Source organism: Nocardioides turkmenicus, from assembly GCF_011045035.1.
Classification (GTDB): Bacteria; Actinomycetota; Actinomycetes; order Propionibacteriales; family Nocardioidaceae; genus Nocardioides; species Nocardioides turkmenicus.
This window is the reverse complement of sequence record NZ_JAALAA010000028.1, coordinates 11,070-32,504: the sequence shown is the minus strand read 5'-3', so window position 1 is coordinate 32,504 and position 21,435 is coordinate 11,070. Positions and strand designations below refer to the sequence as shown.

20 protein-coding genes are annotated in these 21,435 nt (G+C 69.2%); 8 read left to right on the top strand and 12 right to left on the bottom strand.

Annotated elements, in window-relative coordinates:
• Positions 1 to 21: 21 nt before the first annotated feature.
• The gene (locus G5C66_RS23395; RefSeq protein WP_241248794.1) at positions 22 to 486 is read right to left on the bottom strand and encodes a carboxymuconolactone decarboxylase family protein; all 465 of its coding nucleotides are present in this window, start codon (positions 484 to 486) and stop codon (positions 22 to 24) included.
• Positions 487 to 633: 147 nt separating this feature from the next.
• Between G5C66_RS23395 and G5C66_RS23390 the strand changes: the two genes are divergently transcribed.
• Positions 634 to 1,515, top strand: coding sequence for a sigma-70 family RNA polymerase sigma factor (locus G5C66_RS23390; protein ID WP_165113663.1), 882 nt, complete (start codon positions 634 to 636; stop codon positions 1,513 to 1,515).
• Here G5C66_RS23390 and G5C66_RS23385 read toward each other — a convergent pair.
• Entirely contained in the window at positions 1,512 to 1,811 is a 300-nt protein-coding gene (locus G5C66_RS23385) for a WhiB family transcriptional regulator (protein WP_045547698.1), read from the bottom strand. The two genes, G5C66_RS23390 and G5C66_RS23385, sit on opposite strands and share 4 nt — an antisense overlap.
• Before the next feature lie 165 nt (positions 1,812 to 1,976).
• Between G5C66_RS23385 and G5C66_RS23380 the strand changes: the two genes are divergently transcribed.
• The gene (locus G5C66_RS23380) at positions 1,977 to 5,048 is read left to right on the top strand and encodes a M4 family metallopeptidase (RefSeq protein ID WP_165113661.1); all 3,072 of its coding nucleotides are present in this window, start codon (positions 1,977 to 1,979) and stop codon (positions 5,046 to 5,048) included.
• A gap of 72 nt (positions 5,049 to 5,120) precedes the next feature.
• Positions 5,121 to 5,834 carry a Type 1 glutamine amidotransferase-like domain-containing protein gene (locus G5C66_RS23375; protein WP_165113658.1) on the top strand — a complete coding sequence of 238 codons (714 nt, stop codon included), beginning with the start codon at positions 5,121 to 5,123 and terminating at the stop codon, positions 5,832 to 5,834.
• A gap of 14 nt (positions 5,835 to 5,848) precedes the next feature.
• Here G5C66_RS23375 and G5C66_RS23370 read toward each other — a convergent pair whose 3' ends face one another.
• Both G5C66_RS23370 and G5C66_RS23365 read right to left on the bottom strand, forming a co-directional pair.
• Positions 5,849 to 6,412: a RipA family octameric membrane protein gene (locus tag G5C66_RS23370; protein ID WP_165113655.1), complete on the bottom strand. Its 564-nt coding sequence runs from the start codon at positions 6,410 to 6,412 to the stop codon at positions 5,849 to 5,851.
• 83 nt (positions 6,413 to 6,495) lie between these two features.
• Positions 6,496 to 7,059 carry a TetR/AcrR family transcriptional regulator gene (locus tag G5C66_RS23365; RefSeq protein ID WP_165113653.1) on the bottom strand — a complete coding sequence of 188 codons (564 nt, stop codon included), beginning with the start codon at positions 7,057 to 7,059 and terminating at the stop codon, positions 6,496 to 6,498.
• A 77-nt stretch (positions 7,060 to 7,136) separates the two neighbouring features.
• Here G5C66_RS23365 and G5C66_RS23360 point away from each other — a divergent pair, with 77 nt between their 5' ends.
• A complete protein-coding gene (locus G5C66_RS23360; RefSeq protein WP_165113650.1) occupies positions 7,137 to 8,036 on the top strand; it encodes an SDR family oxidoreductase in 900 nt (299 codons plus the stop codon).
• 13 nt (positions 8,037 to 8,049) lie between these two features.
• Here G5C66_RS23360 and G5C66_RS23355 read toward each other — a convergent pair whose 3' ends face one another.
• Together G5C66_RS23355 and G5C66_RS23350 are read right to left on the bottom strand one after the other, a co-directional pair.
• Entirely contained in the window at positions 8,050 to 9,300 is a 1,251-nt protein-coding gene (locus G5C66_RS23355; RefSeq protein WP_165113648.1) for a fatty acid desaturase family protein, read from the bottom strand.
• A 30-nt stretch (positions 9,301 to 9,330) separates the two neighbouring features.
• Positions 9,331 to 10,491: a ferredoxin reductase gene (locus tag G5C66_RS23350; RefSeq protein ID WP_165113646.1), complete on the bottom strand. Its 1,161-nt coding sequence runs from the start codon at positions 10,489 to 10,491 to the stop codon at positions 9,331 to 9,333.
• 96 nt (positions 10,492 to 10,587) lie between these two features.
• Between G5C66_RS23350 and G5C66_RS23345 the strand changes: the two genes are divergently transcribed.
• Entirely contained in the window at positions 10,588 to 11,745 is a 1,158-nt protein-coding gene (locus G5C66_RS23345) for a PucR family transcriptional regulator (protein WP_338144292.1), read from the top strand.
• Here the strand turns inward: G5C66_RS23345 and G5C66_RS23340 are convergent.
• The 3 genes from G5C66_RS23340 to G5C66_RS23330 are packed head-to-tail and all read right to left on the bottom strand — an operon-like array spanning position 11,726 to position 12,882.
• Complete coding sequence (locus tag G5C66_RS23340; RefSeq protein WP_165113642.1) at positions 11,726 to 12,145, bottom strand: type II toxin-antitoxin system VapC family toxin; 420 nt, start codon at positions 12,143 to 12,145, stop codon at positions 11,726 to 11,728. The genes G5C66_RS23345 and G5C66_RS23340 overlap by 20 nt on opposite strands.
• Complete coding sequence (locus tag G5C66_RS23335; RefSeq protein WP_165113640.1) at positions 12,145 to 12,414, bottom strand: type II toxin-antitoxin system Phd/YefM family antitoxin; 270 nt, start codon at positions 12,412 to 12,414, stop codon at positions 12,145 to 12,147. The genes G5C66_RS23340 and G5C66_RS23335 overlap by 1 nt, the downstream gene beginning before the upstream one ends.
• A gap of 54 nt (positions 12,415 to 12,468) precedes the next feature.
• The gene (locus G5C66_RS23330; protein WP_165113638.1) at positions 12,469 to 12,882 is read right to left on the bottom strand and encodes a VOC family protein; all 414 of its coding nucleotides are present in this window, start codon (positions 12,880 to 12,882) and stop codon (positions 12,469 to 12,471) included.
• A 153-nt stretch (positions 12,883 to 13,035) separates the two neighbouring features.
• Here G5C66_RS23330 and G5C66_RS23325 point away from each other — a divergent pair, with 153 nt between their 5' ends.
• Together G5C66_RS23325 and G5C66_RS23320 are read left to right on the top strand one after the other, a co-directional pair.
• Positions 13,036 to 13,497, top strand: a complete 462-nt coding sequence (locus G5C66_RS23325) for a DUF4383 domain-containing protein (RefSeq protein ID WP_165113636.1) — start codon at positions 13,036 to 13,038, stop codon at positions 13,495 to 13,497.
• Between the two features lie 29 nt (positions 13,498 to 13,526).
• The gene (locus G5C66_RS23320; RefSeq protein ID WP_165113634.1) at positions 13,527 to 15,032 is read left to right on the top strand and encodes an FAD-dependent oxidoreductase; all 1,506 of its coding nucleotides are present in this window, start codon (positions 13,527 to 13,529) and stop codon (positions 15,030 to 15,032) included.
• 480 nt (positions 15,033 to 15,512) lie between these two features.
• Here the strand turns inward: G5C66_RS23320 and G5C66_RS23315 are convergent, their stop codons facing one another.
• Positions 15,513 to 16,805 (bottom strand): HNH endonuclease, encoded by a 1,293-nt coding sequence (locus G5C66_RS23315; protein WP_165113632.1) that lies wholly within the window; start codon positions 16,803 to 16,805, stop codon positions 15,513 to 15,515.
• Positions 16,806 to 17,160: 355 nt separating this feature from the next.
• Between G5C66_RS23315 and G5C66_RS23310 the strand changes: the two genes are divergently transcribed.
• Complete coding sequence (locus tag G5C66_RS23310) at positions 17,161 to 17,526, top strand: PPOX class F420-dependent oxidoreductase (RefSeq protein ID WP_165113630.1); 366 nt, start codon at positions 17,161 to 17,163, stop codon at positions 17,524 to 17,526.
• Positions 17,527 to 17,955: 429 nt separating this feature from the next.
• On the opposite strand, the gene G5C66_RS23305 is transcribed toward G5C66_RS23310, so the two are convergent.
• Complete coding sequence (locus G5C66_RS23305; protein WP_165113628.1) at positions 17,956 to 20,193, bottom strand: transglutaminase TgpA family protein; 2,238 nt, start codon at positions 20,191 to 20,193, stop codon at positions 17,956 to 17,958.
• Complete coding sequence (locus G5C66_RS26975) at positions 20,190 to 21,338, bottom strand: DUF58 domain-containing protein (RefSeq protein WP_165113626.1); 1,149 nt, start codon at positions 21,336 to 21,338, stop codon at positions 20,190 to 20,192. The genes G5C66_RS23305 and G5C66_RS26975 overlap by 4 nt, the downstream gene beginning before the upstream one ends.
• Positions 21,339 to 21,435 lie beyond the last annotated feature (97 nt).

Sequence of the window (21,435 nt, the reverse complement as noted above, 5' to 3'; positions counted from 1 at the left end):
TCCTCGGGCATCAGCGGGGACTCACCGCATCCAGAAGGGGTTCTCGGCGTCCTCACGCACCGTCACGTTGACCCGGTTGAAGAGGTTGTGGGTGGCGATGCAGAGGACCAGAGCGGCGGTCTGCCGCTCGTCGTAGTGCTTGGTGACCTCGCGCCAGAGCTCGTCCGGCACGGCGTCCTCGGCGTCGGCCAGACGGGTCACCGCGTCGGCGAGGGCGAGGGCCGCCTTCTCGGCCTCGTTGAAGAAGGGCGACTCGCGGTAGGCGGCGAGACCGACGATCTTCTCGATCGGGATACCGACCTCGTCGACACGGAGCGCGTGGCCCTGGAGGCAGGCCGCGCAGCCGTTGAGGGAGCTGACCCGCATCGCGATCAGCTCGGTGGTGGACTCGGGCAGGCCGCCGTCCGCGACAGCGGCAAGGAGGTTGCCGATGCCCTTGTAGGCCTGCGGGATGACTTCAGCGGGGTTCTTCATTCGGTTGCTCATGCCATCTCGACCCGGCCCGGCGGGGAGATGTGACAGATCGGCGAAAGAAAAAATTCTTCGCCCGGACCGGTCACATCTGGTCTCCTTCACGTGTCGGGTCCATAGGGGACGACCTGCCCCGAGACCCAGAGACCCGGAGGACGGACGATGCAGCAGGAATGGCTGGCCGAGCGTTTCGAGCAGGAACGGCAGCACTTGTACGGGGTGGCCTACCGGATGCTCGGCTCCACCTCCGAGGCCGAGGACGCCGTGCAGGACGCCTGGCTCCGGCTGAGCCGAACCCAGGCCGACGAGATCGACAACATCGGTGCCTGGCTGACGACGGTGGTCGCACGCGTCTCGCTCAACATGCTCCGCTCACGCAAGACCCGCGGCGAGGTCTCCATCGAGGACCGGCTGCCGGACCCGACGGTCGTTCTCGACGACGGCACTACGCAGGACCCGGCCGAACGCGCGATGCTCGCCGACTCCGTCAGCCTCGCTCTCCTGGTCGTGCTCGACCAGCTCTCCCCCGACGAGCGGCTGGCCTTCGTGCTCCATGACCTCTTCGCGGTGCCGTTCGACGAGATCGCGACGATGCTCGACCGCTCCTCCGACTCGACCCGCCAGCTCGCCAGCCGCGCGCGGCGCCGGGTGCGCGGCCGCACGCCTGACCGAGACGTCGCCGCGCAGCGCGAGGTCGTCGACGCCTTCTTCGCCGCCGCCCAGGACGGCGACCTGAACCGGCTGATCGGCGCCCTCCATCCCGACGTCGTCCTGCGCGCCGACATGGGCGCCGGGATCACCACCTACCGCGGCGCCGAGAAGGTCGCCGGCAACGCCGTCATGTACGCCCACGCCGACCGCGTCACCCACAACGCCCTGGTCAACGGCTCTGCCGGCGTCATCGTCACCTACCACGGCAAGCTCTTCAGCGTCATGGGCTTCACCGTGGTCGACGGGCAGATCACCGAGATCGAGGCGTACGCAGCCCCGGCCCAGGTCGCGAAGCTCGCCGAGGACCTGGGCCTGGAGTCAGCGCACTCCTAGGCCGCCTGGCGGCGGGGTCGGCCGCGGCCGCGCTTGTGGGTGACCACCTGGCCGCGCTCGACGATCTCGCCGCCCCAGACGCCCCATGGCTCGGAGCGCGCGAGAGCACCCGAGAGGCACTCGCGCATCACCGGGCAGTCGAGGCAGCGGTCTTTGGCCACCTCGAGGGCGGCGGGGGACTCTGAGAACCACAACGCAGAGTCGTCTCCATGGCACGGCAGGCCGGCGGCGTACAAAGGCGGGATGATCTCCAAGGGCACCCCTCGAGAATCTGCGCCTGAGGTAGGCCCGCACATCGGGAAACTACCTTAGATCGCCCCTGAGGCCCCCTCCTGAGGATCTCCCGAGCAGGAATCGTTTCGGACTCGTGATTCGCGTTTGCACCCATCTTCGGCGCAAATCTCTCTACGATGCGAAATCGCCGCGACCTGACGCGGCGCATCCCCGAGAGGAGCAACCCCGTGCAGCTCGGAAAGCAGGGAATCAGCCTTGCGCTCGTCGCCGCCGGCCTGGTGATCACACCGGTCGCCGCGGTCGCTGCGAAACCGGATCCCAGCGGCATCGACCAGCTGAAGGCCGCGGCGGACCAGACCGTCACGCTCAAGAAGGAGGGCGCCACCGGCCGGATCGGCTTCGTGTCCACCAAGGGCGATCTGCTGCCTCGCGTCGCCGCCGACTCCAAGTCCGAAGCGGCCGCGAAGGCGCGTGAATACCTCGACGAGTACGCCTCGGTCTTCGGCGCCGAGGCCAGCCAGCTCGACCAGAGGAAGGTCACCTCGACCCCGGCCGGCTGGACGGTCGAGTTCGAGCAGGCCTACCAGGGCGTGCCGGTCTTCGGTGGCGTCCTGAAGGCCCACGTCGACAAGTCCGGCGACCTGACCTCGGTCAACGGTTTCGCCGCCCCTGACCTCGACCTCAGCACGACCCCGACGTGGTCGAAGGAGAAGGCCGGCGCCAAGGCGCTCGAACTGGTGAAGGCGAAGCCGGCCCAGGCCCACCCCGACAGCAAGATCGACACCACCGGCGTCGAGGTCGTCAAGGCCGACCTCAACATCTACCGCATGGGCGCGGCCCAGGGCGTGACCGGCAAGAGCCTGCTCGCCTGGGTCATCGAGGTGTCCAACCAGTCGACCGTGCGCGAGACCGTCGTGCTCGACGCCGCCAGCGGCAAGCCGGTCAACCGCTACTCGATGCTCCACTCGGCCACCGACCGCGAGCTGGTCGAGAAGCACAACACCCCGGACACGACCGACGACGCGACCGTCTGGCGGGAGAACGACGCCTTCCCGGGCTCGCTCGACCAGGACCAGCAGAACGAGGTCGCCAGCACCGGCGAGTCCTATTGGCTCTTCAAGAACACCTTCGGCCGCGACTCCTACGACGGCAACGGCGCGAAGATGGTCACGGTCAACAACGACCCGGCGATCTCGTGCCCCAACGCCAACTGGAACGGCGAGACCACCAACTACTGCTCCGGCGTCACCTCCGACGACGTGGTCGCGCACGAGTGGGGCCACGCCTACACCGAGCACACCTCCGGCCTGATCTACCAGTGGCAGTCGGGCGCGCTCAACGAGGCGTACTCCGACATGTGGGGCAACACGGTCGACTTCCTCAACGCGCGTGAGAACACCACCGACGACGTGGCCCGTACGGACGGAAAGTGCTCCTCCTCCACGCGCGGCGCCATCACGCTGACGATCAACTCGCCGGCCGACGTCGCCGGGGACTGCCCGGCCGCTGCCGCCAACTTCGGCCCGGTCTACCCGACCGCCGGGGTGACCAGCGACATCGTGGTCGGCCTCGACGCCGCCAACAGCGGCGGTCCGACGACCACCGACGGTTGCTCGCCGCTGGAGAACGCCGCGGCGGTCAACGGGAAGTTCGTGCTCGTCGACCGCGGCACCTGCGCGTTCACCCAGAAGGTCGCGAACGCGAAGAACGCCGGTGCCAAGGGCATCGTGATCGCGTTCCTGCAGGGTCAGTCGATCGGCAGCATCTCCGGCAACTCCGACATCTACGGCGCCACCACCGACTACGCCACCGGCCAGAAGATCAAGAACGCCACCGGCACGGTCAACATCACCATCAAGGACGCCTCGACCGAGACCAAGGACGAGTCCGTGCGCTGGCTGATGGGTGAGGACTCGACCGCCTTCGGCGGCGCGATCCGCGACATGTGGAACCCGAACTGCTACGGCGACCCGGGCAAGGTCTCCGACGAGGAGTACCACTGCGACGGTGCCACCGACTCCGGCGGCGTCCACGTCAACTCCGGCGTCATCAACCACCACTACGCCCTGCTCGTCGACGGTGGCTCCTACAACGACACCACCGTGGCGAGCATCGGTCTGGACAAGGCCGCCAACCTGATCTGGCACGCCCAGACCAACTACCTGACGCCGACCTCGGGCTTCCCCGAGTACGCCCAGGCGATGGTCTCCTCCTGCGCCGACCTGATGGGTGTGACCACGCTCAAGAAGCTCACCCTGGGCACCTCGACGCCGCAGACCGGCGGCGGCGAGACCCCGGGCGGCGAGGCCGAGGCGCCGGCCCTGGAGCCGATCACGGCCGACGACTGCGCGGCGGTCGCGGCGGCCAACACGGCCACCGAGCTCACCAAGGAGCCGGTCCAGTGCAACTTCGGTCCGATGCTCGACCCGAACACCCCCGCGCTGTGCGGTGAGGGCACCAACGAGGTCACCACCTACACCGAGGACTTCGAGGACGGTCTGAGCGGCTGGACCCAGGACGCCGAGGCGCTGGTCCCCGGCAACGACTATCCCTGGGAGGCCGGCTCCGACGTCGAGGGCAACACCAGCGGCCTCGCGTTCGCGCCGGGTCCGAACGAGGGCGCCTGCGGGTCCGCGACCGGTGACATCACCAGCCGCAACGGCCTGCTCAGCCCGACGCTCACCGTGCCCGACGGCCTGTCGCCGCGGCTGAGCTTCGACCACTCGGTGCTCACCGAGTGGGGCTACGACGGTGGCAACGTCAAGGCCTCGGTCAACGGCGGCGAGTTCAAGCCGATCGACCAGGCGGCGTACGCCTTCAACGCACCTGGCGGCACGATGAACGCCGACAGCGGATACATGGAGGGCGAGCCCGCTTGGACCGGGTCGGACGGCAACAGCTTCACCGGTGAGTGGGGCACCACCATCGTGAAGCTCGACTCGATCGCGGCCGCCGGTGACAAGGTGCAGTTCCGCTTCGACTTCGGTCGCGACGGCTGTGGCGGTGCCCGCGGCTGGGCCATCGACAACGTCACGGTGAGCTACTGCACCGAGAAGGCGGTCCCGGAGATCTCCGCCACCTCGCCGAAGTGGGGCAAGGTCACGATCACCGTCGACGGCGAGCGCGCCACCGGCGAGATCGTCGTCAAGGAGAACGGCATCCGCATCGGCCGCTTCACCCTGAAGAAGGAGGAGGCGACCTTCCGGGCGCTCCGAGGCACGCACACCTACGAGGTGGCCTACTCGGGTGACCGGAAGAACGAGGCGATCACCGAGACGGTGACCGTCAGGGTCAAGTAGCAGCCACACCTTCGAGGGCCCCGCCGGAAAACAACGTCCGGCGGGGCCTTCTGTGTCCCTACACTCGCCCTCATGCGTGGAACGATCCTGACCCTGGGCGGCGGTGGCTTCTCGATGCCGGAGGTGCACGGGCAGGACTTCTCGCCCCTCGATGCCGAGCTCAACCGGCTGACCGGGAAGCCGCGGCCCAAGGTCTGCTTCATCGCGACCGCGAGCGGCGACGCCGACAGCTACCACGACAAGTTCCTCGCCGCGTACGCCGACAGGTCCCAGGCGACCGTGCTGTCGCTGTTCAACAAGGCGCCGGAGGGACACGAGCTCCCGATCGACGACCTCGAACGGCTGCTCGACCAGGACATCGTCTACGTCGGCGGCGGCTCCACCGCCAACCTGCTGGCCGTGTGGCGGCTGCACGGGCTGCCCGCGCTGCTGGAGAAGGCAGCCGCCGGCGGGACGATCCTGGCCGGCATCTCGGCCGGGGCCAACTGCTGGTACGAGGCCTCCTCGACCGACTCCTTCGGCCCCACCGCGCCGCTCCCCGACGGCCTGGGGTTCCTGCCCGGCTCGTTCTGCCCGCACTACCTCGGCGAGGAGGACCGACGGGAGACGTACGTCCGGTTCGTCGGCTCCGGGGCGCTGCCGGCCGGCTATGCGGCCGATGACGGCGTCGCGCTGCTGTGGCGCGACGGCGAGCTGGTCGAGGTGCTCAGCGAGCGGCCCGACGGCGTGGCGTACGCCGTCGGGCCGGACGGTGAGACCCCGCTCGAGGTGCGGGTGCTTCGCTAGGGCTACGGCTGCGGCTAGGGCAGGTAGAGCAGGACGTACGTCGCGACGTGGCAGAAGCCGAAGAGCGCCGGCGCCCACACCTCGATGTTGCTCATCGGCAGGTAGCGCGAGCTGTCGCGACCGAGGCCGACCGCCGACCACTCGGCAGCACCCGGCGCCGTGGGGAGCTGCTTCTCGAGCTGGGAGATGACCGCGTACTTCCCGGCGGCCATCTGCCGGTAGGAGCGGACGATCCAGAACCAGCCGAGGCACAGGCCGAGGGCGGCGATCAGCGCGATCGAGAACACCCAGGGTCGCTCGGGGGCGGCGGCCACGAGAGCCGTGCCGGCGACCAGGACGCCGATGTTGACGATCAGGAAGAACGCGCTGGTGAGCGTGCGCCGCACGCTGAGGCGCTCGGCCTCGGCGACGTAGAGCTTGTACTGGTCGAAGAGCACCGCGCGGTCACCACTGGAGAGCACGTCGGGAGGCAGCACCCACAGGCCCTCGGCGAGCGCCGACGGGTTCGGCTGGTTGGCGGTCACATAGCTGCGTACCGCGGTCCGGGACTCGACGCCGGACTCAGCTCCGGGAATCAACTCGTTCTCCATAGTGCCTAGTTGTCTACCCGTCTCGGCGGACGATGTCCATACGAGATTCGTCACCGTGGCGCAGGTGTGACCTAGGTCAGAGAACGCAGCGCGGCGGCGGCCTCGTCGACGCACTCCGGAAGAGCGAGGTCGGTCTCCCCCGATACCCACCGGGAGAATGCCGCCTGGAAGACGGCGACCGCGCTGTAGGCGGCCAGCGCGGCGGTCGGCTCGCCCACGCCACGCTCGGCGAGCGCGGCCTGCGCCGCGGTCGTCATCGCGGCCATCTTGAGCAGCTCACGCTCCTGGAGGGCCGGGGTCGCCTCGATGATCCGGGCTCGCTGGGCGGCCTGCTCCCGACTGCGTGCCTCGGCGATCCCGACCGCCGCCTCGCGTACGCCGCCGAGCACCATCTGCAGCGGAGTCGCCCCCTCGTCGGCGGCGGCGATCGCCTTCACCACCACCTCGTCGAGGGGGCTCGGGTTGGCGAAGAGCACCTCCCGCTTGTCGGCGAAGTGGCGGAAGAAGGTGCGCTCGGTGACGCCGGCGCGAGCCGCGATGTCGCCGGCGGTCGTCTTGTCGTAGCCCTTCTCGGCGAACAGGTCGAGGGCAGCGGAGAGCATCCGGCCACGCGCGTCGGGCTCCCATCTCGCCATGCAGCCCATCCTAACGTGATGTCAGTTCATGACATCACGTGCTACAGTTGATGTCAGTCACTGACATAGGAGGAAGCATGACGACCATCTTCATCACCGGCGCCTCGGGCTGGATCGGCTCGGCGGTCACCGACGAGCTCCTCGCGAACGGATACTCCGTCACCGGCCTGGCCCGCTCCGACGCGAGCGCCGCCGCCCTCGAGGCGAAGGGCGCCGAGGTCCACCGCGGCTCGCTCGACGACCCGGACACGCTCGCCACCGCCGCGAAGGCCGCCGACGGCGTGATCCACCTGGCCTTCAAGCACGACTTCACCGACTACGCCGGCGCCGGCCGCACCGAGCATGCGACGGTCGAGGCGATGCTCACCGCGATCGAGGGCACCGGGAAGCCTTTCCTGCTCGCCTCCGGGCTGGTCAGCGACGTCACCGGACGGCCCTTCACCGAGGACGACGCCAACCCGAACCACGGCCCCGACTCGATGCGTGGCGGCAGCGAGAATCTCGCGCTCGGCTTCGCCGACCGTGGCGTACGTCCCGTGGCGCTCCGCTTCGCGGCCTCGGTCCACGGCGCGGGCGGCGACCACGGTTTCGTCGCGGTCCTGTCGTCCATCGCCAGGCAGCACGGGGTCGCGGCATACATCGGCGACGGCCTGAACCGATGGCCGGCGGTGCATCGCACCGACGCGGCCCGGATGGTGCGGCTCGCGCTGGAGAAGGCGCCAGCCGGCTTCCGCGCCCACGCCGCGGCCGAGGAGGGCATCCCCACCCGCGAGATCGCCGAGGCGATCGGCAGCCGGCTCGGCCTGCCCACGGCCTCGATCGACCCCGCGGACGCCGAGGCTCACTTCGGCTGGATCAGCACGTTCTTCGGGTTCGACGCCTGGGCGTCCGCCGAGCAGACCCGTCGCCTGCTCGGCTGGGAGCCGACCATGCCCCCGCTGCTCGAGGACATCGCGGCCGGCGCCTACGACGCGTAGAGCCTCAGCCGGCTCAGATGGCCTTGCCGACGGAGGCGGCGCCGGCGGCCTCGAACTCCTTGAGCAGCCGGCGTCGCGTACGGGTGTCGCCGCGGACCGCCTTGACGAGCTTGACGAACTGGCTCGGCGCGTTGCGGACGTTGGTCGACTCGAGGAAGCCGTTGGGGAACGAGAGGCGCACGACCTTGTGCCAGGCGGACGCGACCTGCTGCGGCATCGGCGCGGTGTGGTAGTTCAGGCCGTACTTGTCGAAGAGCGCGCGGACCTTCGGCGCGATCTCGGCGTAGCGGTTCGAGGGCAGGTCGGGGAAGATGTGGTGCTCGATCTGGTGCGACAGGTTGCCGGTCATCACGTGCAGGAACTTCGAGCCGGAGATGTTGGCCGAGCCGAGCATCTGCCGGACGTACCACTCACCACGGCTCTCGTTCTCCGGGATGTCCTTGAGCTCGAAGGTCTCGACGCCCTCGGGGAAGTGACCGCACATGATCACCGAGTGGGTCCAGACGTTGCGGGTGAAGTTGGCGATCAGGTTGGCCACCAGCGTGGTCGGTCCGGAGAGGGTGACCATCGAGAGCGCCGGGTGGGCGACGTAGTCCTTGAACGCCTGGCGGCGGACCTTGGCGAGCGTACGCTTCGCCGCCATCTCCCACTCGGCGGACGGGCGGCGACCCTTCTTCTTCTGCCGGATCACCCGGCCGAGCTCGAGGTCGTACATCGCGATGCCATACTCGAAGATGCACATGTTGATGAAGTTCATCGCCGGCTGGAACAGGCTGGACGGCGTCCAGCGCTGCTCCTCGTCGACGCGCATGATGCCCCAGCCGAGGTCGTTGTCCTTGCCCACGATGTTCGTGTAGGTGTGGTGCAGCTCGTTGTGGGAGTGCTTCCACCCCTCCGCGGTGGAAGCGTTGTCCCACTCCCACACCGTCGAGTGGATCTTCGGGTCACGCATCCAGTCCCACTGGCCGTGCATGATGTTGTGGCCGATCTCCATGTTGTCCAGGATCTTGGCGATCGAGAGACCCACGGTGCCGACGACGAACGCCGGCGGGAAGATGCTCGCGAGCAGGACGGCGCGGGAGCCGAGCTCCAGCGAGCGCTGGACCTTGATGACCTTGCGGATGTACGCGGCGTCGCGCTCTCCGCGGGTGTCGATGACCTCTTGGCGGATGGCGTCGAGCTCACGGCCGAGCTGCTCGATGTCGTCGCGGGTCAGGTGGGCGATCGGGCCGGTGTAGGCCGGGGCGTCAGGTGCGATGGTCATTGCTGTCTCGCTTCTCGTCGTGGGGGGTGTCTAGGAGGCGGGGTGGTCGATCACGCACTCGCCGGCGGCGGCGGAGATGCAGGTCTGGATCGGTACCCCTTCGGGACCGGTCTCACCCGGGCGGGCGACGGTGAGCTCGCCGCTGCGGAGGTCGCGGACGGCGCCCTCCTTCATCGGGAGCACGCAGCCGAAGCAGATGCCCATCCGGCAGCCGCTCGGCATGAGGACGCCGGCCTCTTCGGCGGCGTCGAGGATCGGCTTGTCACCGGGTGCGTCGACGGTCTTGCCGGTGAAGGCGAGCGTGCCGCCCTCTCCGGTGACGACCGTGGCCAGGCGGAACTGCTCGGTCTGGAGCGGCAGGCCCTCGGCGTCGTACCAGGCCTGGAGGCTGTCGAGGAGCCCGGCCGGACCGCAGGCGTACGCCGTGCGCTCCTTCAGGTCGGGGACGAGCTCGGTGAGGGCGTCGATGTCGAGGCGGCCCTCGGAGCCGGTGTAGCGGGTGACGAGGCGGATCGCGCCGGCCTCGTGGAGGGACTCGAGGTTGCGGATGAAGATCGAGTCGGGGCGGCTCGGGGCCAGGTGGACGACCGTCACGTCGAGGCGCTGGTGCTCGACGACGCCCTCGTCGGTGACCGGGAAGAGGTTGCGCAGCATCCCGATGACCGGGGTCACACCGGAGCCGGCGGTGACCATCAGGAACTTGTGGCCGCGCAGGTCGCTGGGCAGCACGAAGTCGCCCGCGGCCTGCTCGAGGTGGACGATCTTGCCAGGGCGCAGGCGGCGCACGAGGTGGCTGGAGACCTTGCCGTCGGGCACGGCCTTGACGGTGATCGAGATGAGTCCGTCCTTGCGGGGGCCGTGGGTCAGCGAGTAGGCCCGCCAGTGGCGTACGCCGTTGACGTCGACGCCCACGCGGACGTACTGGCCGGGGGTGTGGCCCTGCCAGTCGGCGCCCGGCTTGATCTCGATGGTCGCCGCGTCGGCGGTCTCCGGAGTGACTTTGACGACGCGTCCTCGCAGGTCAGCGCCGGGGCGGAGGGGGTTGAACATGTCGAGGTAGTCAGCCGGCGCCAGCGGCGTGGCGATCGTCTCGGCGACCTCCCACGCCTTGCGGGCGAACCTCTCCCGCCAAGCGGGTCGCCTGGCCTCGCCCGGGGCGAACAGGGCGGGGGATGTGGAGATCTCAGCCATGTATCCCATGGTGCTACTTAATCGAGGTAAACTCCTGTGTTAGGGACGTGAATCTGATAGGCGGATTTATACGTGACGAACAAAAGTTCCCGAGATGTGCCAGCTCTTTCGTCCTATGACGTCCAGCTGACACCCGAGATCGTCGCGTCCATCCGCGAGGTGCTCCCGCAGGTCGGCGAGGACGTGGTCGCCGCGGTCATCGCCGAGGTGCCGCCCTATCAGGACGCGCTCTCCGGACACATGGGCGAGACGATCCGGACCGCCGTGGGAGTCGCGCTGGGCGGCTTTCTCTCGCTCGCTTCTGGCGCCGGCCTCGCTGCCGACGTGTCGGCCGCGACCCCGCCGGCGCTCCAGGGCGCCTACGACCTGGGGCGCGGCGAGGCCAGGAGCGGCCGCACCATGGAAGCCCTGCTCGCCGCCTACCGCATCGGCGCCAGGGTCGCCTGGCGTCAGCTCGCCAGCAAAGCCGTCGAGGGCGGCATGGAGCCGGCGATGCTGGTCGAGTTCTCCGCGCTGGTCTTCGCCTGGATCGACGAGATCTCGGAGGCCTCGGCTGCTGGACATGCCGACGAACGCGCCACCACCGGACGCGTCCAACGCCAGCTGCGCGAACGCCTGGCCCGGAGGCTGCTCGCCGAGGCAGCCCCTGAGGAACTCGATGACGCGGCAGCGCGCGCCGAATGGACACCGCCCAGCACACTGACCGCCGTGCTGGTGCCCAACTCCCAGGTCGGCAGCATCCTCGCCAAGGTCAACCAGTCCACGCTGGAGTTCGACGATCTTCGCGACCTCGACGACCACACCCTGCTGCTCGTTCCCGATGCCCACGGCCACCGACGCCGCCCCCTGATGAAGGCGCTTGAGGGTCGCCGGGCGGTGGTCGGGCCGGCCAAGCCGTGGCGTGAGGCCCGGGTCTCCTACGAGCGCGCCCGACGTGCCCACGTCGCCGGCCTCGGCTCCGACACCGAGCAGCACCTCGTCGAGCTCGTCCTCTCCGCCGACGCCGACGCCCGCGAGGACCTCCGCGCCCAGGTCCTCGCTCCCCTGGCCGAGCTGCGTCCCGCCACCGCCGAGAAGCTCACCGAGACCCTCCGCTCCTGGCTCCTCCACCAGGGCCGGCGCGACGAGGTCGCCGCCGAGCTCTTCATCCACCCCCAGACCGTCCGCTATCGGATGGGACAGCTGCGCGATGCGTACGGGGACCGGTTGGACGACCCCGCGATGCTCCTGGCCCTCACGGTCGCCCTGGGCTGACCACCTCGAAGCCGAGCTCTTCGGCGACTTGACCCATCCGCTTGTCGTAGGTGACCACCTGCTCGACAGCCTCATCTCCTTCGGCTTCTTCCGCGAGCAGAAGTGCGGTGCCGAGATGGATGGCGTCGAGAGACTTGAGCGTCTGCTTGATGTCCTTCGCGGATTCGACGACTTCAGGCAGGATGCCCATGAAATGGACGTCTTCACAGACACGCTCGGCCTCAACCGGGTCAAGGTCCATCCGCACACAGAGGCGAGCCAGCTCGATGCCGAGGATGTCGGACGAGATCAGCCGATCGCCTCGCTCCAGGACCGCGTCCAGGTAATCCATCAACGCTGGCTTATCGGCATGTTCCAGCAGGATTCGGCCCAGCGCCGAGGTGTCGACGTAGACCAGCATCAGATGGTCTCCTCGCGAAGCTCTGCAAGGACCTCATCCAAGTCCTCGGTCCGCGACACACCTTTAACGGACCTCCACCCACCGCCCGAGCCCTTGGGCTTTCGGATCTGACCGAGAGCCACCATCTGCTCGAACCTGCTCGTCGGCGCGGGCACCAACATCGCCACCGGACGTCCGTGGTCCGTGACGACCAACGACTCCCCAGCCTGGACACGCCTCAGTACTCGGCCCGTCTGCTGGTTCAGCTCCCCCACGCGTACTTCGCTCATGCCTTTACCATAACTCGGAAAGTAGAACTTTTCTACTACGAATGATCAGCCGGTTCAGTCTCGTTCGTCGACCTCATCCAGGTAGAGACAGAAAGGGTGTCCGTCCGGGTCGAGCATGACGCGTACGTCGTCCTGGGGCTGGAAGTCCGCGAGCTGCGCACCCAGGCCGACAGCGTCCTCGACGGACGCAGCCAGATCGGTGACTCCGATGTCCAGATGGACCATCTGCTGCTGGGAGTCGGGCTCGCTCGGCCAGACCGGCGGGCGGTAGTGGCGGTCGAGCTCGAAGGCGAGGTTGCTGTGGGTGCCGTTGCCCGACGGGTCGCGGATGAGGACGGTGGCGCACTCCGGCTCGGCGCTGGTGATCTCCCAGCCGAACAGATCCGCGTAGAACCTCGCGAGGGCGAGCGGATCGGTGCAGGCGAGGTTGACGCCGATCCATCCGGTCACGCCGCGGATCCCCGCCATGTCACTCACCCTCCAGCCATGTCCTCACGGACGTCATTGGGGCGCTGTCGATGGTGGTCATGAACATGAGGCTAGGCCGGGATCCGGACGCATGCCGTCCGCTTGGCGGCGTTGGTCGGCATATTTATGCCTGTCGAGGGGTACCGCTCGGGGATGACTGACGCCTCTGCCCTTCGGTCCCTGACCGCGACGACGCTGCAGCTCGCGGCGACGGTCGTGGCCGGAACCTTTCTGCTCGTCGGAGTCCTGGGATTCATCCCGGGGATCACCACCGGCTATGACTCGATGACCTTCGCCGGTCACGAGTCCAACGCGCAGCTCCTCGGCATCTTCCAGGTGTCGATCCTGCACAACATCGTGCATCTCCTCTTCGGGATCGCCGGCCTCGTGCTGGCCAGGACCTGGAACGGCGCCCGCGCCTATCTGATCGCCGGCGGGGCGATCTATCTGGTCCTGTGGATCTACGGCCTGGCCATCGACCACGAGAGCGCCGCGAACTTCGTGCCGCTCGACGACGCCGACAACTGGCTCCACCTGGTGCTCGGCGCCGGCATGCTCGCGCTCGGCCTGGCGCTGGGACGTACGCCGCGCAGCGGAAACCACATCGCACACTGACCGTCCGATTCCGGGAGAGGACGTACTCGATGGAGCGGAACAGCGTGTGGCGGGCCACGGCCGAGAGGCAGCGGTACGCCACCTTGGACTCGGATCTCGGCGTCGACGTCGCCGTGGTGGGTGCGGGCATCGTCGGACTGACCACCGCCCTCCTCGCGCAGCGACGTGGCCTGCGGGTCGCTGTGCTCGAGGCGGGGACGGTGGGCGGCGGCACCACCGGCTACACCACCGGGAAGGTGACCGCGCAGCACGGGCTGATCTACGCCGACCTGGTCGAACGGCACGGGGACGACAACGCCCGTCGCTACGCCGACGCGATGCGGGCGGGGATCGAGCAGGTCGCCGATCTCGCCTCGAGCCTGGGGATCGAGTGTGATCTGACCCGAGCGCCGGCGGTCGCCTACACGCGGCTGCCGGAGCAGCGCTCGCGGATCGAGGACGAGGTCCGGGCTGCTGCCCGGCTCGGGCTCCCGGCACGGCTCGCCGAGCGTACGGACCTGCCTTTCGACGTCGAGGCCGCGGTCGTCTTCGACGACCAGATCCACTTCCACCCGGGCAGGTACGTTGCCGGCCTCGCCGCCGCGTTCACTGCCGAAGGTGGGCAGCTGTTCGAGGGGGCGCGGGTCACCGCCATCGACGAGCAGCGCGACCGGACCGTGGAGCTCACCACCCGGGCCGCGACCGTGGTCGCCCGCCAGGTGGTCGTCGCCACGCTGCTCCCGCCGGGCCTGCTGGGTGGGTACTTCGCACGTACGCGGCCGTCGCGCTCTTACGGGCTGGCGGTCCGCCTGCGCGACGAGGCCCCGACGAGCATGGCGATCAGCGTCGACACGCCCAGCCGCTCGACGCGGCCGTGGCTGGACCCCGGCCCGAACGGGATGATCGTGGTCGGCAACGGCCACGAGACCGGCACCGAGCCCGACACGGAGGCGATGTACGCCGACCTGGAGAGCTGGGTCCGGGCCACCTTCGACGTCGAGGCGATCGACTACCGCTGGTCGGCCCAGGACTACTTCACCCCGGACCGAGTGCCGTACGTCGGCCGCTCACCGATGAGCGAGCTGGTCCTGGTGGCGACAGGCTTCCAGAAGTGGGGTCTGAACAGCGGCACCGCGGCCGCGATGATCCTGGCCGACCTGCTCGCCGGCACCGACAACCCCTGGCTCCCGACCTTCGACGCCGGCCGCATCGGCGGCGTCGGGACCGTCGGCCGCATCGTCAAGGACAACCTGAAGGTGGGCCAGGAGCTCCTGACCGGGCACCGCCGAGACCCGGACTCCCGGCCCGCCGCCGATCTGCGCCCCGGCGAAGGCGGCCTCATCGACGTCGGCGGCAACACCGTCGGTGGCTACCGCGACCTGGAGGGTGTCCTGCACACCGTGAGCACCAGGTGCAGCCATCTCGGCTGCCCGCTGCACTGGAACCCCGCCGAGACCAGCTGGGACTGCACCTGCCACGGCTCCCGCTTCTCCCCCGACGGCTCCGTCCTCGACGGCCCCGCCGTCAGGCCGCTCGGACGACCTCCCGCTGACTGATCGGAGAAGGGTCAGCCGACCGTGTCGAGCCAGCTCCTGAGGTGGGGTCCCGACGACGTCTGGATACTCGAGATGGGCGTTGTGGCCACAGCCGTCGAGGACCACCGCGGTCGTACGCGGGTAGTGCCGCAGCAGTGCCAGCTGGTCCTCCCAGCCAGGCGTGACACAGTCGACGAAGTCTCGGTCGAACGCCTCGAGCCCCGGCACGACAGCATCGCGGAAGAGCTCCCAGCGGCGTACGTCCAGGTGAACTGTCGAGAACCGGAAGGTCCACGTAGATGCACCGCCACTCTTGTCGGTGATCCTCGAACAGCGGATCGAGCGGAAGCAGCAGCCGGTGGTCGACACCCCAGCCGTGGATCATGACCACCGGAGTTCCGGTTCCACGTTCGAGGGCGAAGATGGCGTCGCTCACGTGCGCATGCAAGCGCTGAACCGCGCCGGTGCGCAACCGATATTGCTCGCGGCCCGGGTCGTCGGTCACGCGGCGAGCGTGTGGTCGAGCAGTACGTCGCGCAGCGCGAACTCTGCCCGGGACAGTGGTGGTGGGTCCGGCCGCCAGGTGTCGGGTGGTGGACTGGTGTAGACGTGGCCGGTGGGTGTGATGGTGGTGATGGAGCCGTCGGGTCCTGGTCTGGCCTGCCAGCCGATCGCTTCCTTGGCTTGGTTGCATCGTTCGCAGAGACCTTGGAGGTTCGCGGCGCGGGTGGTGCCGCCGTCGGCGTGGCGTTCGACGTGGTCGATGTTGCGGATCGGGGCATCACAGCCGACGGTCCTGCAGATCCCACCGTCACGGGTCGTGATGAACTCCGCCAGTCCATCGGGCGCCATCCGGGAGCGCGATTCCATCGCCACCAACTGCCCGACCGGGTCGGTGAACAGGCGACGGACGAACACCTCGGCGTCAGCGAGGGATTCACGCGCCCACGCCGCGGGAACGGGTCCGTAGCCCTCCACCATCGCGGGCTGATCGGCATCGTGGGCCAGCGCCTCGGCGGTCGTCACGATCTTGACCTCGATCCGGGGCTTCACCCCGGCCTCACGCCCGGTAACTCGGTCGACGAGGGTGTCGGCCATGACCTGACCCCGCGACCGTTCATCGCCAGCGGCGGCAGCGGTCTTGGCGGCCTGGTCGAGGGCCGCGAATACCGCGACCCCGTCCTTGACCGGGAGGAGGGCGCCGAGCCAGGTCATCGTGTCCGGTGCCGGCCGCAGGCTGACGCGTCGGTCTTTGGCCGCGTTGGCGGCGCGGTTGACGACGGATTCCTGGTCGAGGGTGATGGCGAGCTTCTTGGCGGCGTTCTCAAGCTGGCGTAGCCCCATCGCCACCGCCTTCGCGGGCTCCCCATCGGGTCCAGCGGCGCAGAGCTCGTGGTCGATGACGCGGCGGTCATCAAGGGAGAGGCACGCGGTCTCCCGGGCGAGGATGGTGGCCTGCCACAGCGAGAACAATCCGGCCTGCATCAAGGCGAACGTGTGTGGCATCTCCGCAATCAGGATCTTCGCCAGCCCCAGCAGCTTCGCACCTTTGGCCGGCGAGACCCGCCGCGCCAACGCCACCTGCGAGGCCACGCCCTCACCCAGCTTCCGAGCCGGCACCCCGACCCTGGTCTGCCGTGCCCGGGCGGGTTCCTCGAGACGCACCCCTGCTTCTGCCTGAACAGCCTCGGCCCGACACTTCACCGCTTCGAGACGAGTGATCCAGTCGACCAGCTCCCCCTCGGACGCACCGGGTGGTGGTCCGTCGAGGAGGCGGTCGATGGTCTCGTACATGTGTCTTATTATATGCGAGCGACCAGCACTTCGCGACACCTTTTGGCTGGTCAGACCCATGTTAAGCAGTCGGCGAACAGGAATCATGAGTGCTGCGCCACTCTGTCGCCGCCGCCCCGATACAGGCGAAATCTTTTCTCGATCGGGCGCCGGGTCAAGGACCGCGAAGCGGCCGGCGAAGCCGGCGCCCGAAGGGCGTCCTTGACGCGGTGCGTGATGGAGAAACAATCAAAGAACGGGTCGGCGGCGAACCCGGACCCGAAAGCGCAGTCGTTAAGCAAGGTTTCCAGAAGGTGGTGCCGAGTCGGCAGACAACCCTTGACCTCAACTCAACTTGAGCCTCGACCCTGGACCCATGAAGTTCACCGAGACCCAGCTCCGCTACCTCCGCACCCAACCCCTGGGGAGGCTCGCGACGCTAGCCCCCGACGGCGGCCTGCAGAACAACCCCGTGGGCTTCAAGATCGACGATGAACACCGGATCGTCATCGGCGGCCACCAGATGGGCAGGTCCAGGAAGTTCAGGAACGCCCAGAAGCACAACCAGGTCGCGTTCGTCGTCGACGACCTCGAGTCCACCAACCCCTGGAAGCCGCGGATGATCGAGATCCGCGGAACCGCCGAGGCGCTCACCGACGTGGACCCGCCGATGAAGGGCATGTCACGCGAGATCCTGCGGATCACGCCGACCCGGATCATCGAGTACGGGCTCCACTCCTGACCACGGCGGCTCGAACCGACGGACGTACGCCCGAGCCCGCGCGCCCGGGTCGTCCCAGTAGTCCGCTGGCATTCGGGAATAGTGGTCCTGGCAGAAGGCTGCCAACCCAGAGCTGACCCCGAAGCGCTCGATGGGGCGCCCCTCAAACTCCGAGTTCACGGCGAGAAGGGCGGACTCCGCGTTCCACCCGGAGTGGTCGAAGCTCCAGGATCCCCATGTCGCGTACGCATGAAAAGCCCGGGACTCCCCCACGAACCGCATCGCGGCGATCCCGACCGCATGATCGGGATACGCCTCACGACAGGCCCACGCCAGGATGTGACACGCGCCGGAGGCGAAGAAGGCCCGATCGGAGCGGATCCACGACAACCGCTGGTCGTCCCGCTCAGCCTGCGTACGACGGTAGGCGCCGGCGGCCTCCAGGCGCACCTAGCGCCTCCGCCACACCCGCGAGGGCAACAGCGAGAGCGGGTTGACGGCCGCGCGGATGCGCTGCCACCTGGTGCGCGACCCGGAGACCGAGGAGCGGAGGGTCCCGACCTGCTCCCAGAAGGCGGCGACCTCGGCATCGTCGGGTCCGGTCTCACCGAACATGGTGGTGTCGGTGAGCAGGGCCAGGCCTGGTGCGCCGTCCATGCCCGGAGAGGCGGACAGCACGGAGGCCTGCTCGCGGCGGGTGGCGCCGACGGGCACCCCGACGCCGAAGTCACGGGCGTGGTCGAGGGTCTCGCGCCAGCCGCCGGAGAGGCGGGCGACCGGGGTGCCGCGCGTACGTCGCCGATGTCGGCGCCAGATCTTGGCGCCGATGATCGCCCCGCACAGGGCCAGGATGAGCAAGACCGGCAGACCGACGTACGTGAAGACGGCGATCAGCCATCCGGGAAGCCTGAACCCGTCCGGACGTGAGTTGGCCTTCTGGTTGACCGACTCGTCCAGGGGGTCGCCGGAGGTCGCGGGCGGGCGCACGGGGGCCGGCGGCGGGACGACCTTGCCGGTGACGAGCTCCTCGGGCTGAGGGGCGTTCTGCTCGGGCGGCTTCTCGGTGTTCATGAACTCGGACCAGTCCAGGGTGGCCCAGGACCCGTCGGACATCCGCAGCTCGACCCAGGCGTGCATGTCCTTGCCCTGGACGACTCCGTCGGAGCCGACGACGGCACCGAGGACGACCCGGGCCGGCACACCGACCTGGTTGGCCAGGACGGCCATCAGTGCGGCGTACTGCTCGTCGTTGCCGGCGAGCTGGCCACCCTTGGCGGTGAAGTCGGCGAGACGACGCAGCGAGTGACCCGCCGGGTACTGCTGGTTGGGCGGCTCGCCGTCCGTGTACGTCCCCTCCTCCTTGAGCTTCGACGCAACCGCGAGCGCGTTGGTGATCGGCGAGTCACCACCGCCGGCGTACTCGGCCGCGAGCGCCTGGAACTGGGCGGCCTCGTCACCGATCGGCGATCCGCCCGACCACGGTTCGCTCTTCTTGGTCACCTTCTCGTCGTCGACCGAGGCGGTGAAGGTGTAGGAGTCGCCCGGCTTCAGCGCGGACGGCAGGACACCGGTCGAGGTCGCCAGGTTGTAGCGGAACGAGTCGGCGTCGGGGCCGTCGAACGAGATGTGGGTCAGCGCGGTCGGGAGCGGCACCCAGACGCCGCCGAAGTCCTCGCCGATCGTGATCGTGCCGCGCACCTGCTTGCCGTCAGCGAGCGGGTTGCGGAGCGTCGAGCTGATCTTCTGGAAGGTGTCGTCGGGCCCTTCGGTCTCGCCGGAGTCGTTGGCCGCGCGCCAGACGGTGCCGTCGTACGAATCCATCGCGGCGACCCGGATCCGGGTGCCCTCGGGCAGGCCGGAGACGGTGAACAGGTCCTTCTCGTAGAGCCGGCGGTCGTCCTCCGGTGTCTGGTAGCCCTTGGTGTAGACCCGGAAACCGGCCAGCGGCGACGGGTACTGCCCGACGTCGAAGGGCGGCTCGATCTCGCCGCGCAGGACGGTGCGCTCGGGCGCGAGGCCCGGCAGCAGCGGCCCGCCGAGGAACGCCAGTCCGGCGGCGCCGAGGCACAGGCCGGCGCCGATGGCGGTGCGCGAAATCCGCCGGCCGCCGGCGGCCAGGGCACGGGCCCGCAACCCGCGGATGCAGAGCCAGGTGATCGCGATCGCGCCGAAGAGGGCGCCGAGCAGGGCGGTCTTGGACGGGTCCTGCACGCCGAGCAGGATCACCCCGGCCATCAGCGCGAACGCGACGAGCACCGGCGGCAGCGCCGCCTTGACCCGCACCGCGAGCGCGAAGCCGACACAGCCCGCGACCAGCCCGAGGATGTAGGGGATCGTCAGCAGCGCCCCGCCGTCGACCGGCGGCAGCGTGGTCAGCAGCCGCTTCCAGCCGTGCACGGAGTTGTCGGCGAGGGTGCCGAGCGTGTCGGGGACCGGCAGGAACGACAGGTTGCCGATGCCGTGCAGCGCGACTGCGCCGCCGAGCACGAAGAACGCGGCGAGCAGGCCGACAGCGAGCACGACGACCGGCTGGCCGCGGCCGACGAAGGCGATGAGGATCCCGAGCAGGAGGCCGGCGACACCGGCGATCAGATAGGTCCAGCCGGCGTAGGTGTCGTCGAAGCCGAGGAAGGCGATGGTGCCGAGCAGGAACAGCAGCAGGGCGTCGGTGGCGTGGTGCTTCGTCATCCGGTCAACCCCTTCGACAGCACGATCGGCAGCTGGTCCAGGTCAGGCAGGGTGAGCACCGGCAGGTCGGCGACGGCCTTGAACCCAGCGCGCTGGCTCGTGTCGACCCGTACGGCGACGGTGGTGGCGTCGACCGAGAACTGCCCGGCCGCACGCTGCAGCGTCACGAAATCCGGGTAGCGGCCGGTCACCAGCATCACCAGCGACGCGTCGGGCGCCTGCCGGGCGGCCTCGGCGGTGACCTCGATCAGGCTGGTCGGCTGCGGGGTCGCGCGCGAGCAGGCGTCGAGGGCCGAGCGCCCTCCCCCGCTCGCCGCGGAGGCACGCACCAGGAGCACGTCGCCGGTCGCGAACGAGACGTCGAACTCGTCCAGGATCCCGCGCCGGAGCAGCGAGCCGGCGATCGACATCGCGGTCTCGTACTCCTCCTCGCTGTCGTAGGACATCGGCGAGGAGTCGACGATGACGACGATGTGGGAGCGGCGGGTGTCGAGGAACTGGCGCACCAGCAGCTGACCGTGGCGCGCGGACGAGCGCCAGTGGATGTGGCGCAGGTCGTCGCCGGGGACGTACTCCCGCAGCGCGTGGAAGGCGAGGTCGCTCATCGAGGTGTTCTGCGCCGTCGAACCCTCCAGGTCTCGGATCAGGCCGACGCCGAAGGGCTCCAGGTGGGTGGTGCGCGGGTGGACGAACACCTCGGTGCGGTCGGTCCACTCCTGCACCCGCCGGAAGAGGCCCAGCGGGTCGCCACGTACGGTCCGGACGGGCCCGACGTCGATCACGCCACGGCGCTGCGTCGGCACCACGAAGAGCTCGGTGTGCTCGGCGCCGGGAAGCAGCATCGGCAGGTCGTACGTCACCCCGCCTGCCCCGATCGGGAACTCCAGACTGGTCGAGACGAGCGGGCCGCGCGCCTCGTTGCGGGCGCGCAGCTCGCCGGTGAGTGCCTGACCGACAGCGACGCGCGGCGGCTCGACCACGGTCGCCACCGCGAGCCGGGTGCGCCCGATCATGAAGAAGGCCGCTCCGATCACCAAGAAGAGCGCCGCCATCGCCACGACGGCCGCCTCGATCCAGCCGAGGGCGGTCGCTGCGACCCAGGCCAGCGCGCCGAGGAGCAGCACGCCCCAGCCGATCGAGGTCACCGTGCCGAACCATTTCGACACCGCCCCCAGGGCTGGTCGAGCCGCGAGCGCAAGCGAGCGTGTCGAGACCAACACGGTCCGAAGACGCGCTCGAATC

Excerpts from the sequence above, each read along its gene's own strand:
- G5C66_RS23385 (WP_045547698.1), bottom strand. The coding sequence starts at position 1,811 with ATGTGCGGGCCTACCTCAGGCGCAGATTCTCGAGGGGTGCCCTTGGAG.
- G5C66_RS23375 (WP_165113658.1), top strand. The coding sequence starts at position 5,121 with ATGCGTGGAACGATCCTGACCCTGGGCGGCGGTGGCTTCTCGATGCCG.
- G5C66_RS23355 (WP_165113648.1), bottom strand. The coding sequence starts at position 9,300 with ATGACCATCGCACCTGACGCCCCGGCCTACACCGGCCCGATCGCCCAC.
- G5C66_RS23335 (WP_165113640.1), bottom strand. The coding sequence starts at position 12,414 with ATGAGCGAAGTACGCGTGGGGGAGCTGAACCAGCAGACGGGCCGAGTA.
- G5C66_RS23360 (WP_165113650.1), top strand. The coding sequence starts at position 7,137 with ATGACGACCATCTTCATCACCGGCGCCTCGGGCTGGATCGGCTCGGCG.
- G5C66_RS23390 (WP_165113663.1), top strand. The coding sequence starts at position 634 with ATGCAGCAGGAATGGCTGGCCGAGCGTTTCGAGCAGGAACGGCAGCAC.
- G5C66_RS23315 (WP_165113632.1), bottom strand. The coding sequence starts at position 16,805 with ATGTACGAGACCATCGACCGCCTCCTCGACGGACCACCACCCGGTGCG.
- G5C66_RS23310 (WP_165113630.1), top strand. The coding sequence starts at position 17,161 with ATGAAGTTCACCGAGACCCAGCTCCGCTACCTCCGCACCCAACCCCTG.
- G5C66_RS23305 (WP_165113628.1), bottom strand. The coding sequence starts at position 20,193 with ATGACGAAGCACCACGCCACCGACGCCCTGCTGCTGTTCCTGCTCGGC.
- G5C66_RS23320 (WP_165113634.1), top strand. The coding sequence starts at position 13,527 with ATGGAGCGGAACAGCGTGTGGCGGGCCACGGCCGAGAGGCAGCGGTAC.
- G5C66_RS23340 (WP_165113642.1), bottom strand. The coding sequence starts at position 12,145 with ATGCTGGTCTACGTCGACACCTCGGCGCTGGGCCGAATCCTGCTGGAA.
- G5C66_RS23365 (WP_165113653.1), bottom strand. The coding sequence starts at position 7,059 with ATGGCGAGATGGGAGCCCGACGCGCGTGGCCGGATGCTCTCCGCTGCC.
- G5C66_RS23325 (WP_165113636.1), top strand. The coding sequence starts at position 13,036 with ATGACTGACGCCTCTGCCCTTCGGTCCCTGACCGCGACGACGCTGCAG.
- G5C66_RS23330 (WP_165113638.1), bottom strand. The coding sequence starts at position 12,882 with ATGGCGGGGATCCGCGGCGTGACCGGATGGATCGGCGTCAACCTCGCC.
- G5C66_RS23350 (WP_165113646.1), bottom strand. The coding sequence starts at position 10,491 with ATGGCTGAGATCTCCACATCCCCCGCCCTGTTCGCCCCGGGCGAGGCC.
- G5C66_RS23395 (WP_241248794.1), bottom strand. The coding sequence starts at position 486 with ATGAGCAACCGAATGAAGAACCCCGCTGAAGTCATCCCGCAGGCCTAC.